Source organism: Halomonas salsilacus (assembly GCF_051216275.1).
In the GTDB taxonomy this organism is placed as follows: domain Bacteria; phylum Pseudomonadota; class Gammaproteobacteria; order Pseudomonadales; family Halomonadaceae; genus Halomonas.
The window spans coordinates 76,585-89,395 of the sequence record NZ_JBPKAQ010000009.1; the positions used below are offsets into that span (position 1 = coordinate 76,585).

19 protein-coding genes and 2 pseudogenes are annotated in these 12,811 nt (G+C 60.6%); 4 read left to right on the forward strand and 17 right to left on the reverse strand.

Features of this window, described 5'->3' with window-relative positions:
• Positions 1–93 precede the first annotated feature (93 nt).
• Positions 94–255 (forward strand): hypothetical protein, encoded by a 162-nt coding sequence (locus ACR80S_RS13350; protein ID WP_435403466.1) that lies wholly within the window; start codon positions 94–96, stop codon positions 253–255.
• On the opposite strand, the pseudogene ACR80S_RS13355 reads toward ACR80S_RS13350, so the two are convergent.
• The 3 genes and pseudogenes from ACR80S_RS13355 to ACR80S_RS13365 form a co-directional block, all read right to left on the reverse strand.
• A pseudogene (locus ACR80S_RS13355) lies at positions 216–1,100 on the reverse strand (IS3 family transposase); the annotation flags it as partial. The gene ACR80S_RS13350 and the pseudogene ACR80S_RS13355 sit on opposite strands and share 40 nt — an antisense overlap.
• 12 nt (positions 1,101–1,112) lie before the next feature.
• Positions 1,113–2,471: an IS110 family RNA-guided transposase gene (locus tag ACR80S_RS13360; protein ID WP_435403467.1), complete on the reverse strand. Its 1,359-nt coding sequence runs from the start codon at positions 2,469–2,471 to the stop codon at positions 1,113–1,115.
• 245 nt (positions 2,472–2,716) lie between these two features.
• Positions 2,717–2,974 (reverse strand): annotated as a pseudogene (locus ACR80S_RS13365) (transposase); the annotation flags it as partial.
• Between the two features lie 37 nt (positions 2,975–3,011).
• Between ACR80S_RS13365 and ACR80S_RS13370 the strand changes: the two are divergent.
• Positions 3,012–4,019 (forward strand): tetratricopeptide repeat protein, encoded by a 1,008-nt coding sequence (locus ACR80S_RS13370; RefSeq protein ID WP_435403468.1) that lies wholly within the window; start codon positions 3,012–3,014, stop codon positions 4,017–4,019.
• Positions 4,020–4,424: 405 nt separating this feature from the next.
• Here ACR80S_RS13370 and ACR80S_RS13375 read toward each other — a convergent pair whose 3' ends face one another.
• From ACR80S_RS13375 to ACR80S_RS13415, 10 genes are all read right to left on the reverse strand, one after another.
• Positions 4,425–4,745 carry a hypothetical protein gene (locus tag ACR80S_RS13375; RefSeq protein ID WP_435403469.1) on the reverse strand — a complete coding sequence of 107 codons (321 nt, stop codon included), beginning with the start codon at positions 4,743–4,745 and terminating at the stop codon, positions 4,425–4,427.
• Positions 4,746–4,987: 242 nt separating this feature from the next.
• The gene (locus tag ACR80S_RS13380; RefSeq protein ID WP_435403470.1) at positions 4,988–5,338 is read right to left on the reverse strand and encodes a hypothetical protein; all 351 of its coding nucleotides are present in this window, start codon (positions 5,336–5,338) and stop codon (positions 4,988–4,990) included.
• A 90-nt stretch (positions 5,339–5,428) separates the two neighbouring features.
• Positions 5,429–5,569 (reverse strand): ADP-ribosylglycohydrolase family protein, encoded by a 141-nt coding sequence (locus ACR80S_RS13385; RefSeq protein ID WP_435403471.1) that lies wholly within the window; start codon positions 5,567–5,569, stop codon positions 5,429–5,431.
• 40 nt (positions 5,570–5,609) lie between these two features.
• Positions 5,610–5,921: a hypothetical protein gene (locus tag ACR80S_RS13390; RefSeq protein ID WP_435403472.1), complete on the reverse strand. Its 312-nt coding sequence runs from the start codon at positions 5,919–5,921 to the stop codon at positions 5,610–5,612.
• A 24-nt stretch (positions 5,922–5,945) separates the two neighbouring features.
• A complete protein-coding gene (gene tnpC / locus ACR80S_RS13395) occupies positions 5,946–7,541 on the reverse strand; it encodes an IS66 family transposase (RefSeq protein ID WP_435403473.1) in 1,596 nt (531 codons plus the stop codon).
• A gap of 44 nt (positions 7,542–7,585) precedes the next feature.
• Positions 7,586–7,942, reverse strand: a complete 357-nt coding sequence (gene tnpB / locus ACR80S_RS13400; RefSeq protein ID WP_435403474.1) for an IS66 family insertion sequence element accessory protein TnpB — start codon at positions 7,940–7,942, stop codon at positions 7,586–7,588.
• Entirely contained in the window at positions 7,939–8,148 is a 210-nt protein-coding gene (locus ACR80S_RS13405) for a hypothetical protein (protein ID WP_435403475.1), read from the reverse strand. Before ACR80S_RS13405 ends, tnpB begins: the two co-directional genes overlap by 4 nt.
• A gap of 49 nt (positions 8,149–8,197) precedes the next feature.
• Positions 8,198–8,464 (reverse strand): hypothetical protein, encoded by a 267-nt coding sequence (locus ACR80S_RS13410; protein ID WP_435403476.1) that lies wholly within the window; start codon positions 8,462–8,464, stop codon positions 8,198–8,200.
• A gap of 160 nt (positions 8,465–8,624) precedes the next feature.
• Positions 8,625–8,876: a DUF5983 family protein gene (locus ACR80S_RS17200; protein WP_463323803.1), complete on the reverse strand. Its 252-nt coding sequence runs from the start codon at positions 8,874–8,876 to the stop codon at positions 8,625–8,627.
• A gap of 264 nt (positions 8,877–9,140) precedes the next feature.
• Positions 9,141–9,428 (reverse strand): hypothetical protein, encoded by a 288-nt coding sequence (locus tag ACR80S_RS13415; RefSeq protein ID WP_435403477.1) that lies wholly within the window; start codon positions 9,426–9,428, stop codon positions 9,141–9,143.
• Between the two features lie 632 nt (positions 9,429–10,060).
• On the opposite strand from ACR80S_RS13415, the gene ACR80S_RS13420 reads away from it, so the two are divergent.
• Complete coding sequence (locus ACR80S_RS13420; protein ID WP_435403478.1) at positions 10,061–10,288, forward strand: hypothetical protein; 228 nt, start codon at positions 10,061–10,063, stop codon at positions 10,286–10,288.
• A gap of 25 nt (positions 10,289–10,313) precedes the next feature.
• On the forward strand, positions 10,314–10,862 hold the full coding sequence (locus ACR80S_RS13425) for a hypothetical protein (RefSeq protein WP_435403479.1): 549 nt from the start codon (positions 10,314–10,316) through the stop codon (positions 10,860–10,862).
• A 420-nt stretch (positions 10,863–11,282) separates the two neighbouring features.
• Here the strand turns inward: ACR80S_RS13425 and ACR80S_RS13430 are convergent, their stop codons facing one another.
• Genes ACR80S_RS13430 through ACR80S_RS13445 form a run of 4 tightly spaced genes read right to left on the reverse strand, consistent with a single transcriptional unit; the run spans position 11,283 to position 12,804 of the window.
• A complete protein-coding gene (locus tag ACR80S_RS13430; protein ID WP_435403480.1) occupies positions 11,283–11,435 on the reverse strand; it encodes a DUF4113 domain-containing protein in 153 nt (50 codons plus the stop codon).
• Positions 11,435–11,899 carry a DinB/UmuC family translesion DNA polymerase gene (locus ACR80S_RS13435; protein WP_435403481.1) on the reverse strand — a complete coding sequence of 155 codons (465 nt, stop codon included), beginning with the start codon at positions 11,897–11,899 and terminating at the stop codon, positions 11,435–11,437. Before ACR80S_RS13435 ends, ACR80S_RS13430 begins: the two co-directional genes overlap by 1 nt.
• A 60-nt stretch (positions 11,900–11,959) precedes the next feature.
• Positions 11,960–12,556 carry a Y-family DNA polymerase gene (locus ACR80S_RS13440; protein WP_435403482.1) on the reverse strand — a complete coding sequence of 199 codons (597 nt, stop codon included), beginning with the start codon at positions 12,554–12,556 and terminating at the stop codon, positions 11,960–11,962.
• Positions 12,553–12,804 (reverse strand): LexA family protein, encoded by a 252-nt coding sequence (locus tag ACR80S_RS13445; protein ID WP_435403483.1) that lies wholly within the window; start codon positions 12,802–12,804, stop codon positions 12,553–12,555. The genes ACR80S_RS13440 and ACR80S_RS13445 overlap by 4 nt, the downstream gene beginning before the upstream one ends.
• Between the last annotated feature and the right edge of the window lie 7 nt (positions 12,805–12,811).

The following is a 12,811-nucleotide window of genomic DNA, read 5'->3' on the forward strand; positions in this document are numbered from 1 at the left end:
TGTCGAGTCTCCGAGATCTTTCTCTTCCAACGTTGCCAACATTCCTTGGTACCATTGTGCGCAACACACTTTCTTCGCTCTGCAGGTGACGCAATGCCCCAAGCCCCCGAGATCTTCAAACGCAGCCTCGACGACATCAAGCTCGATGGTCTGCCGCCGCGAGATGACCCGGGCTTCGAGGATGCTGTTCTGGTCAAGTCAGAGCGGACACATTTTCAAGCTGCAGCTGCCAATTCAATCTCCCTCGGCGTCTGATAGCCCAGGGTCGAGTGGAGCCGGCAGCTGTTGTACTCCATCTCGATGTATTCGATCACGTCCCGCCGTGCTGCCTGGCGGCTCCCGTAGCGCTGGCCAGCCAGCCACTCGCTTTTCAGTGAACCGAAGAAGCGCTCCATGACGGCATTATCCCAGCAATTCCCCTTCCGGCTCATCGAGGCCTGGAACCCGTGCCGATCCAGCGTGGCGCGGTAATCACGGGATGCGTACTGACTTCCGCGATCGCTGTGATGGAGCAACCCGCTCTCAGGCTGGCGGCGACCTATGGCCATCTCCAGGGCATCCAGCACCAGCGACGTGCGCATGTGTTCGGCCATCGCCCAGCCCACTAACTGCCGGTCGTGGAGGTCGAGTACCGCCGCGAGATAGAGCCAGCCCTCCAGCGTCCAGATCGCGGTGATATCGGCCACCCAGGCCCGGTTCGGTTCCGCCACCAGGAACCGGCGGTTCAGCAGGTTAGGCGCCACCGGCAGGCTGTGCACACTATCGGTTGTATGACGCCACCGGCGTCGCTGCCGTGCCTCTACACCCGCCTCCCGCATCAGGCTACGGGCCTGGTAACGGCCGACGGCGTAGCCGCGGCGTCGCAGTTCTCTGGCCATGCGACGGCTGCCATAGCTGCCACGCTTCTGGCGATGAATCTCTCTGACTTCGTGCTGCAGGGCCTGACGCTGGTCATCAGGGCAACGTTGTCGCCAGGCATAGAAACCACTCCGGCTGACCTGCATGACCCGGCACAACACGGCCACGGGATAGGTGGCCTTCTCCGACTCGATGAACTGGTATCTCAGCTCGACTCTTTGGCGAAGAAGGCCGCCGCCTTCCTAAGAAACTCGTTATCCGAGGGCCTGCACCGGGGCCAGTTCGTAGCCCAGCGACTTCGCACGCCGGTGCAGATTGCTCACCAGTCGTTGTCGATAGCGCGCTTCGTAGTAGTCCACGCCAGGATCCTGATACATCCAGCCGTAGCGCAAGGTGTTATAGAACAGCAGGGCCAGCTTACGTGCGGTGGCCGTCACCGCCTTGGCCTTGCCGATGCGGCTCGCCAATCGACGATAGAACGCTCCCAGTGCCGTCTGCGTCCGTCCGATGATATTGGCCGCCAGTCGTAACAGGGCCGCCGCTCGGTTCTTGGTCCGCCGCGTTCGCGATGACAGCAGCTTGCCGCCGGAGATCTTGTTGCCCGGCGACAGGGCCAACCAGGAGGTGAAGTGCTTGGCCGTGGGCCAACGGGCCATGTCGATGCCGCACTCGGCGATCAGCTTGAGCACCAGATAGGGGCCCAGCCCATGGATCTGGGTCAGGTCGGTGCCCAGTACCTTGAAGAGCCTCTCGCGTAAATCGAAGGTTGGCGCGTTGCGGTTCGCTTCGGCATGCCGTGCCGGTGGCAGCGGGGTAAGCGGCAACGCCGCATTGGCCGCCAGCACCTTCAGCGCCGACTCGATATGGTGATCACAATCGGCGATATGCGCATGATAGGTGTCGTAGAGGGCAAGCGACTGGCGCAGGGCCAGCACGTGCTCCTCGCGATAATGGCCGACCAACGCCTGACGGATCGTCTCCTCGCTCGACTTGCAGCGGCAATCCCGATAGCTCGCCAGCACCGCGGGATCACGCTGGCCGGCGACGATGGCGCGCAGGATACGCATGCCGGTCTTGCCGGTGATATCGGTCACCACATGATGGAGCTGCAGGTTCATCTCCATCAGCGCCTTCTGCATGTGCTGAATGTGCGAGGCGGCATACGCCAGCAGGCGTTCTCGATGACGGACCAGCGCGCGCAGGCTGGCCAGTTCCTGTGTCGGCCGGAAACTCCCGCGCAGCAGGCCATAGGCATGCAGGCGCTGAAGCCACTGGGCGTCGTTGACGTCGGTCTTGCGCCCCGGCACGTTCTTGACGTCACGGGCGTTGGCCAGAATGACCTCCAGGCCACGCTCCTCCAGGAGCTCGAACACGGGAATCCAGTAGATGCCGGTGGACTCCATGGCGACGGTGGTAATGCCTTGTTGCACCAACCAGTCGGCCAGCCGTTGGAGGTCATGGGTGAAGCTGTCGAAGCGCCTGACCGGTTCCGGATCCCGGTCCGGCGGAATGGCCACCACATGAAAGCGTGCACCGATATCGATCGCCGCCGCGTCAGGGTGCACGACCTGCAACGTGCTGCGACGCCGGCGGGAAGAAGGTTGACGAGCCATGGCACGGACTCCTCAAGGACCCAGCGGAGGGAGCCAGAGGAGGCGGCGCTGAACGGGTCTACCTTCCTAACCGGGATCACCCGAGGCGGGCGTCACCACTGTCAAGTCCAGCACGCCGCCCGAACCACGTTTTTTAACGGGGACGAACCACCAAAAAGCCGACGGCTGCGCCTCTGGCACCCAGGCTGAGTATAGGCAGCCGCCGAGTTTCTGACCCGACAAGAGGGTGCCCACCCTAAACAGTTTTTTAAAATATCCTTTTCAATCTGAAGCTTACGAACTTCTTCGCGGAGCTTCTTGATCTCGGCGTCGCGATCGTCCTCCTGCCGCCCCGGAGAGCCAGAGACCTGCTGACGGTGCTTGCGGCGCCAACGGTCCAACAGGCTACGGTCAACCCCCAGGCGTCGGGCGGCCTCAGATACGGAATACCCCTGTTCGGTCACCAGGCTCACCGCATCCGCCTTGAATTCATCGGAATACTGACGTCGAGTCTTCTTGGTCATGAACACCTCCATGGCCTCCATTATGAGGCTTATCGGGGTGTCCGCTCCAATTGGACCACTTCATGCCGTCCTCCAGACCATCACGCTGCAGTACGCCGCCAAGGGCTACACTGCGGCGATTGTCGTCCAGGATGGTCATGTGTTGGGCGTGGCGGTGCCGCAGGAAGGCGTCGAGCCCAAGCAGTACATTCTGGGCCTGCTTGAGCATCGCTTCCTCGAGGACGCCCTTCCGGCGCTCGAGGTCATGGCCGAGATGACCGACGACCCCGAGATCCTCTACAACTACGGCGTCTGTCTATCGGAGATGGGACGTGCCGAAGAGTCGGTGGCCCCGCTCAAGGCCTGCACCGAGGCCGAGCCCGACTACGCCCATGCCCACGCGGCGCTGGGTTTCTCCTACGTGAAGCTCGGCGAGCTGGACAAGGCCGAAACCACCCTGCGCAGCGCCGCCGACAAGCTGCCCGATGACCTGTGGATCAACCGCAACCTGGCCGGCCTGCTGGCCAAGCGCGGCAAACATGAGGCAGCCAATCGCTACTTCGAGCGCGCTCTGGCAGCCAACCCCAAGGATGTCGCCACCATGTACGGCCTGGCGCTGAACCTGGAGGAGCTCGGCCCGCAGAACCACGAGCAGGCCATCGGCATCTACCAGCGCATCATCGAGCTGGAACCGAACTCACCCATCGCCACCGAGGCCAAGAAGGCGATCAGCCGCCTGGCTCAGGACACCATGAAGTCCAAGGCTGACGGTGGCCTGCGCATGGATGCGGTGATGTACATGACCGGCGCCTTCGAGACCTTCGCGAACATGGAACAGCAGGAGCTGGCCAAGGTGGTCTTCGAGATCGCCAAGCTGGGCGAGAGCGGTCTCTCCATCAACGACCCGGACAAGCGCTACTCGCTTGAGACCCTCGACGGCGATTTCTCCGGCCTGCAGCTGCTGTCGATGATGCATGTCGGCCTGAAGCAGATTGATCCGTCGCTGGACACTCAGTCCGGCCTCGACGCCGAGTACGATGCCGCCAAGAAGATGGCCGGCAAGTAAGCCGCCCCCTCGGCCGGGAGATTACCGCTCCCGGCCGCTTCCCAAAATCACGCAGTGGTGCCGCTGCCCTGCCAGGCGGGTGCCTCAGCAGGAGCCGGGACGCGAGGAGAACTCGTCGTCCCTGGCGCTATCACCAATGGTGATCTGTCCCTCCTCGCGCTAAATCTCCGCCATGGCCTCGCGGATCATTTGCTCGTGTCAACATCACTGAGGTTGGCGCCCACGTGCTCTTTCTACTCGAAACGGTCGTTTTCTCTACATGCGCTGCTCTGCTCTCCAGGGCAGCGTTTTTCGGTGGTTTTTCGTAAAGAAATCGCGTAAATCTATCTACGTACAGAAAATGAGGGTTTTCATTCCCATCGGCCAGCTATAGTGGTCCGCCATAACGCACCCCAGGATGCCGGTTCATTTCGGGAGGTCAGTGAAGAGCACGTATTGCCTCTGCGTTTCAAAAAGAATGCCCACCTCCGCGCCCTCCTTTTCAGCAGCTATCGCTACGGCCTTCTTCAAGCGAGCAAAGGGATGGGCCAGCTCGGGAAGACTCTTCGCCCACTCATATAGCGTCACCCCCTTGGCCTTCTGGTGCTTGTGCAGGAACTCATCGCTTTCAGGCAGGGTGACTACGAAGGCCACGAAGGACAGCGGTTCGCCCGTCCCCATTGCCTCTTGCATCTCGACGCGGGCTTTTCCCACGAACACCTCCTCGTTCTCCAGTAGCTTGGCCATGGCTTCTTCTCCTTGTGGTTGATTGTACAGAGTAACGCCCCTATGCGGCGCTCTGGCGCCCTATCTCCGCGTCCACTGTCTGCAGCAGAACGGTAACGTTGGCTGTTCTGAGACGTGGCCCTGATGAGATGATGTGAACCGGGCATGGTTTTCCAAGGTTATCCCGTCAAGATCTGACCCTGTGGGGCAGCCCAAAGGGTCAGATCTTGACGGAGTGATAATCCTGCATCGGCGAGACGACCCTAGTCCTTGCCCATGAGCTGGTTGGTCAGTTGGTGCCGAAGCGCGCGGGTGCAAGCATCTTCCCGTGTGGTGTTCGGATCGGCTCTCATAAAAAAGCCGACCAGTTCCCCGAGTTCGAGTATGTCGGCTTTGCCCTCCCCATCAAGGCTGTAGTATGCCTCGCCCAGCTTGGCATCACGGCACATATCGTCGATTGCGTTCCGATGGACGTCAGCCGCCTTAAGTAGGCCAGGATTGGCCTCGTTCCATTCGCGGAACGCCTGCTGGAAATCCTCAGCGGTAAACGTGGGGGCAGGTTCTGCGAACGTGGTCAGGGGCAGGAGACATACAATGAGAGCTGCAAGACGCATGGCGAGGGTTCCTTGACGGGGTTATGGGGCAATATACATCCCATGGTGGCGTAGTGTATTGCCCGCCTTTGGCAGAGATTCCTGCTTGGCTCATTGTGTAAATAAAACCAAGGAATACTTACCATCATTGGCCCAGCGCCAGTAGCGGGCCATCTGGTCGGCAGCCTCGAAGCCACCGATGTCGAACAAACCGTCCGCCAGGCATAGCGCCATGGTGGTATCGTCGTCCACTCCCAGTTACCCTCCCAGGGCGACAGTGACTCGGCGGCGCTCAGGGCTCGACTGTATCCACCCCTACCGTCTTGCCGGCCCCCACCTCATAACCGCTTACCAGCACGTAACGGCTGCCGCGGCGATGGTCGGCCCACTTGCCGCGGTAGAAGCGCTCGTCGCGCAGCTGCCGCCAGTAGGGCGATACCGAGCGCGGCGCTGTCATCGCCAGGGAGAGCTCGCGATCCTCACGGTCGACACCAACCTGAGCGAACGGGACGCCCTTCTTCCCCTCGGGGTGCTTGTTCTTCATCCAGGTCGGCACGCCGCTCGACTGCGCCTCCGGGTAGGCGGAGAGGTGTAAGCGATCCACCAACCCCATCTGTTTTGGGCTGAGTCAGACCGGTAGAGTCTCTTTCCATCGCCAGGGCAGCAGCGTGCCGAGGTCATCTTCCTCGCCCACCGTCGGCAGTATCTCGAACACGAACTGCAGGTATTCGTAGGGTGAGAGGCCGTTGACCTTGGCCGTCTCGATCAGGCTGTAGATCGCCGCGCTGGCCTGCGCACCACTCGGTGTGTGACTGAATAGCCAGTTCTTGCGGCCCACCACGAAGGGGCGGATGGCGTTCTCGGCCGGGTTGTTGTCCAGCGGAATCAGCCCGTCATCGAGGAAGCGCGTCAGGCGTGTCCACTGGCCATCCAGGTAGTGCAACGCCTTGCCGAGTGCGCTTTTCGGCAGTACCTGTGTCAGCGACTTGTCGAGCCAGGTGCGTAGCTGCGTGATCAGCGGGCGGCTCTTCTGGTCCCGCAGCGCTTGGTGCGCCTCGGGCTCCAAGCCCTTGGCCTGCTTCTCCACGGCGTAGAGCTTGCGGATCTGGTTGAGCGCCCAGTCGGCCTTACCGGTCTTGCCCTTGGGCTGCACCTTCTGGGCCTCGACGAACTTGCGTCGCGCGTGCGCCCAGCAGCCGGCATGGGTGATGCCGTTCTTTCGCACCACCTCGGCATAGCCTTCGTAGCCGTCGGTGACCAGGCGACCGGCGTAGTCACCCAGCAGGCGCACGGGCACCCGGCCGGCTCGGCTGGCGTCATAGTCGAACAGCACCACCTGCTGCCCGGGTGGGCCGCCGCGCTGCAGCCACATGTAGGAGGTGGCACTCGCTGCTCGGCCCGCCTCGGCATTGACCTGCAGTGTGGTCTCGTCCATGTGGATCAGCGGTGCCTGCAGCAGGTGCTGCCGTAGGGCCTCGACCAGTGGCATCAACCGCTCGCCAACCTGAACCATCCAGCGCGCCAGGGTATTACGCGGGATCTCGGCGCCATGACGGGCAAAGATCTGGCTCTGCCGATAGAGCGGCAAGGCATCCTGGTACTTGGCGGTGGCCACGTAGGCGAGCAGCGTGGCGCTGGCGTTACTCTTGGGCAGCAGCTTGGCCGGCGCCGGCGCGATTTGCACGCCCTCTTCGCAGGCCGGGCAGGCATACTTACGCCGCACATGACGGATCACCTCGACCCGCGCCGGCACCACATGCAGTTCCTCGCTGATGGCCTCGCCGATGACCTTGAGTTCGGTGCCGTCCTCAGCGCAGCGGCGGGCGTCCTCGGGGAGTTCGTGCACCACCTCGACACGTGGCAGCTCTGGCGGCAAGGCGACGCGACCACCGCGGCTGCGGCGTTTAGCCGGCTGGCGAGCCTCGGCAGAGGATTCTTCCGTGGCCGGCTCATCGGGGGCAGCGGCGTCCTTCTCATCTACGGCCACTTCGGCCTCATTGATGAGGAGGTCGCCCTGCTCGATGCGGTACTTCTCGGTGGAGGGGCCGAACTGACGCTCGATGGCCAGCCGGAACTGCTCGAACAGCGCCGCCTTGGCGGCTTCCCACTGCGCCTCCTTCTTGGCCATCAAGGCCAACAGGCGATCATTCTCTGCCTCGGCGGCGACCAGCTTGCGTTGCAGCTGGTTGACGGTATCGGCGGTGTGGGAAACGGTGGAGGTCATGCCGACATTTTACCGAACTCCACCTCGCAAGGGGAGTGATATGGCTACCCAACCGATTGAAAATCCAGGGCCTTGTGCGGCTGCATGGCGCTGAGATCGTAACCATCGAGCAACCAGTTCAGCTCCTGGCCCGAGAGTGTGACCGTATCGCCCTCCAGCCGGTCGGGCCACTTGAAGCGCTCGCGCTCCAGGCGCTTGTACCAGACCACGAAGCCGTTACGCTCCCAGAACAGCAGCTTCACCTTGTCGCGCTGGCGGTTGCCGAACACGAACACCGCCTCCTCGAAGGGGTTGAGCTCCATGGCCTCTTGGACCAGCAGGGCCAACCCATCGATCTGCTTGCGCATGTCGACCGGCTCGCGACACAGATAGACCCGCAGTCCGGTGTCCGGCCGGATCATCGGGCCACCTCCACAGCGATGAAGCGCAGCGGCCGATGACGCGGCGGCACCGGCATATCCTGCACGACCAGGCGCTGCTCCCACGCCAGGAGCGCCGCCAGTTCCAGCCCCTGCTCCTCGGCGTACTCGCTCAGTGTCAGTTGTCGAGACGACGCATGGAACAGATGGCCCAGCCAGTAGGCCTGCGTCGAGGTCAGCTCGTTCATGGTGCCTCCTATCCATCAGAGATCACCAGTCTGACCGACGCTGCTCTGCTCAAGAAGATGGGGTTGCTGGAGCGCTTACGGAGAGGTACATGCCCAGTGAGAGTACGTAACGCACCACCTCGCGCAGGATCATGCCTTCCTCGTCCGCCAGCGGGGCGGCGCGACCGCCGGCGTGCTCGATCGCCTCGCGGTTGATGAAGTCGCTGATCTGCTGCGGCGAGAAGGCACCGCGCAGCATGGTTGGGTTGACGCTCGGCTGGGTGTCCAGCGGATTGTGGATCGCCACCATCAGCCACGGCTCGCCGATGCCGCGCATGTCGACGCCGTTGGGATTGCCGTGAGCGCCCAGGAAGCTCTCGTAGCGGCCGGGCAGATAAGTCTGTTTACACCTCTAAGTGACCAGGGCAAGGTCGGCCGAGTCATCACAAATGGACTGAACTAGGAACTTAAATAGCGACTTCAATGTGATAGTTTATCTACCACGCGTAGACAGGAAGTCCGTCGACTTCGTCTGCGTTTCGGTCAAAAATCACCCAGTCGAAACCCTTTTCAGCAAAGCACTCGACTAGTGGTTTTAGCGTGGGCACAGCAAGCTCAGCGACCTCCCCAAGCGGTGCAGTGCTGAGCAACCAGCCTCCACCCAAGTCCATGCCAGTGAGACTCCCTTCCTTCAAGAGTTTAATGATTACTTGGGTGTCCATCACAGAGACGTGAGAGGTACATATCACGGCAACTTGCTGAGTTTGGATTTCCAAATGTCGCTCCTTGAGGTTGGCTGAATATAGGTGAGCTCCGACTCACCCTAGAATTTTTTTACATCTCATGGGGAAAGACTGCATCAACATCAGGCACTGGCGGCCGAAGGTCTGCATTTGTTATCTTAACACCTTATCCCTGTGTTATTGATAACTATTTTTATCTTTCCCACCTCCGGCTTACAAGCTTTAAGCGATACAATACAGACGATCTGTGGAGAATAACAGCGCGCTGCACTATAGGGGCCATGACCAAGCGTCACCCTGCACCTGGCTGAGCTTCACCGACTGCAGCCACTCCGACAACGTCGGCTCCGGCACCACCACCCTGCCCTCGCGGGCGTGGTGCCACTCGAGCATCAGCACCTCGCCATTGATGGAGAGCGCGAGCTCCTGATCCTGCAGCAGGCTGGCAAAGACATCGGCCTCGACCTTGGGCTTCTTGGGCAAGCCCATCATCTTCATCACAGAGCGCACATAGCGGCGGGTGAAGCTAGGGTAGTGACGGTAGGTGGCCTGGTGCATGCGTGGCTCGGCGTAGCGAAAACGAAAGCGCCAGGGTACATCAGCACGGGCGGCTGATGGCAGTCAGGTAGCCTCCGGCGAAGCCGGGGGCGTGTTGAGGGGCAAGGTCAGGGAGCGCGTGTCCATGGGCAGGGTGGCGCGAAGCGCGACCCGCTCGCCGACACAGCGCCGTGGCCGAGGCGTGGCCGGCTGGCCGGGGTTTGGGCGAGCCGCCACGACCGAGGCCGCAAGCGGGCCATGGGGCCAAGCCCAAAACATGCGCCAAGCCAGCGACGTGCCTGACGGGCCGAGCCAGGCGGGGGTTGGCGTGGCGAGGCCAGGAAGGCGCGAGCGGTGAAGTCAGCCACCGAGGTAGCATGGCGTCAGCCGAGCTGCCCGGGGTTGGTCTGGCGGCGAAGCCGCGTGGTCGCGGGTAGAGACTCAATTCAAAAGCGCGTCTGCATCACCACCACCTCTGGTTACCGCCTCACTGAGATAGAAGCCTTGAGCTTGGCAACTACCGAGAGATCACAGGTAGAAGCACTTCAAGGGCCAGTCTCACGGATTCAGGGGATAGAGAAGGGAAAATAAATTTGCCTCTACGGGTAGGAAGCCACAAAATAACAACAATTAATTCAATAGGGGTATGCGTCATGGATGCTTATGATGAAAATTCAAACCTGATAGGCAAAGTGGAAGGAAGATTTTTCAAACCTACAAACGCAGGGAATGTAATTAGGATAGATGATGGCGAGCTTTATTGTAAGCCAGCAATGCGGGAGGATTTCCCTCTTCGTTTGACACAGGCTGAAATCATGATTGGGACGTACGAAGACGGGGTGGCAAGGGATCTAGAGGGAAATATTATATTCACCACATAAGATGATAAGTAACAAGGAGAGCAATATGAAGGGGCTGATGATTGGAATGATAGCTGTGTTAGGTTTTTGTGGAAAGTCTTTCGCCTATGAATCGTTAGACTTACTTAATGATGCTAGCTTTGCTAGAGAACTTAATCTCACGCAGTTCTCTCGCGCTGATATAATTAGCTTTTCAGAGACAAGAAATGGGGCTTCAATGGTTAGGTTAGTAACAAAAGAATCTAATGGTAATGATGGCCAGGAAAGTATAATTTATAAGGCAAGAATTTTGTCAGCCAGCTCTGGTCCAACAATTGCTTTTAAAACAAGAGAATCCTGTCGTGAGGGCAACTCTTTTGAAACAGTAATAAGAATTAAAGAACAGAATGTGAAAGTATTAAGTGACTGTGGAAGAGATGATGGAGGAGATTTAGCAAACGTCTTTATAATCCTTACAGATGCAGGCAGAGATTATACTGTCAGGCAGTTCAAAGATCGAAATTACGTTCCTGTTCAGTTTCAAGACAGGATTATACCTTTTAGTGCAACAGGTTTTAGAGAAGCATGGGATGACTTCGGGCAGCCCGCGCTCTGATGGCTCGCGAAAAGCATAAAGCGGATCAACATGGAATCACCTATACCCTTGGCGGGAAGGTGACTCTCAAAAAGACGAACCCCTGGTGTTGGCAGCACCAGGGGCTTCAGTATTATCTTGAGAAAAGATAGACATCAACATCGCATGGAGCCCGTCGGCCTTCCTTCGAAAACCTCCTACCTGGAAAAATCTCTATTGGATGTCACTACAGCGCTAGTTCGCGTGGTTAGAGGGATTGGAGATCATGATTTGTGCTCACCTAGCGGTGAAGGTCGAGCCGAAGGGGATACTTCACATACGGCTCAGCGTGCGGCGAGCGTCCAACGATTGCCAGGTATCGAGCTCCCGGCAGTGTCGCAAACGAGGGTAACGGGAACAGTCGGCCACCTCTCTAAAACCCGCCTCATGAATTAGGCGGATTCACGACTTAACCCTGACCAGCTCCCCCCGCCGTGTTGTATACCTCAGCGTCCTTCGTTCACACCTTAACGCCCAGGCATTGCCTTGTCTAGGTAAACCTAGCCTGACGGTATCTCGACCCAACTCACGGTTCAGCTTGTCGAGGGTGGCCATCACCGCTGGCTGCGCTGACGGTCGGCCTCGCTCTGCGGCGTCTCGTCGAGCGAGAGCTGACGGCTTTCGTCGGCGCTGAGGTCGAGCAGCATCACGCCGCCCTTCTGGTATCGGTAGCCCTCGAGGAAGATGGCCTGCGGGCCATGCGCCGCTGCCTGGGCGATGTCGCGAGTGTCCTCGGTGGGGCGTATCAGCGGCACCACCACGCTGTTGCGGTATTGCGGGTGCTCGAGCTGAAAAGGGTTGGTGCGCACGAACACCATCACCGCGCTGGTGACGCCGCCCTGTCGGCGCAGCTTCTCCGCTGCCCTGGCGGCGTGCTGTCGGACGGCTTCGCGCAGGTCGGCGGGATCACTGGTCATGCGACCGAAGGAGCGCGACACCATGATCTGTTTCTTCGGTGCGGCCATGTCGTCGAGCTGGATAGCGGGACGGCCTCGCAGCTCCCAGACGATGCGTTCCATCACCACCGAGAAGGCGCGGCGGATCCGTTTGGGATCGGCCTCGCGCAGTTCCCAGGCGGTCTAGATGTCCATCAGCGCCAGGCGCTCGCTGGTGCGCCTCGCCACGCCCCACAGCTCGGTGACCGGCAACTGCTGCAGCAGCGACCGAGTGTCAGAGCCATCCGCCTCGAGCTTGCAGACACCCTCGTAGGAAGGGATCTTCTTGGCCGCCCGGTTGGCCAGCTTGGCCAGCACCCGGGTCGGCGCAAAGCCCACGCAGACAGGGATGCCGGTCCACTGGCGCACGGTCTGGCGCAGGGCATGGCCACGTGCCTCGAGTGTCGCCTGGTCGAAGCCCTGGAAGCCGACGAAGCTCTCGTCGATGGAGTAGACCTCGACGTGGGGCGAGAACTCGCTCAGCGTCGCGGTGACGCGGCGGCTCATGTCGCCGTAGAGGGCATAGTTGCTGGAGAGCAGCACCGCCTGACGGCGGATGTGCGGTGGCAACAGGTGCAGGGCCGCGCCCATCTCCACGCCCAGTGCCTTGAGCTCGTTGGAGCGGGCCACCACGCAGCCGTCATTGTTGGAGAGCACCCCCACTGGTCGCCCCTCCAGCCGCGGATCGAAGACCCGCTCGCAGCTGACGTAGAAGTTGTTGCAGTCGACCAGGGCGATCATGCCAGCCCGCCTCCCAGGGCATGGACCACATGGGTCACCACGCCCCATACCTGGGCTTCCTGTCCTGTCAGCGGGATCGGTCGGTATCTCGGATTGCTGGCGGTCAGGTAGGACCGATGACCGATGTGCTCAAGTCGCTTCACCGTCAGCTCGCCGTTCAGGGCCACGATCAGCACGAGGCCGAGGGCGGGCTCCAGGCTGCGATCGACCACCAGCAGATCGCCGTCGTGAATACCGTCCCCGCGCATGGAATCG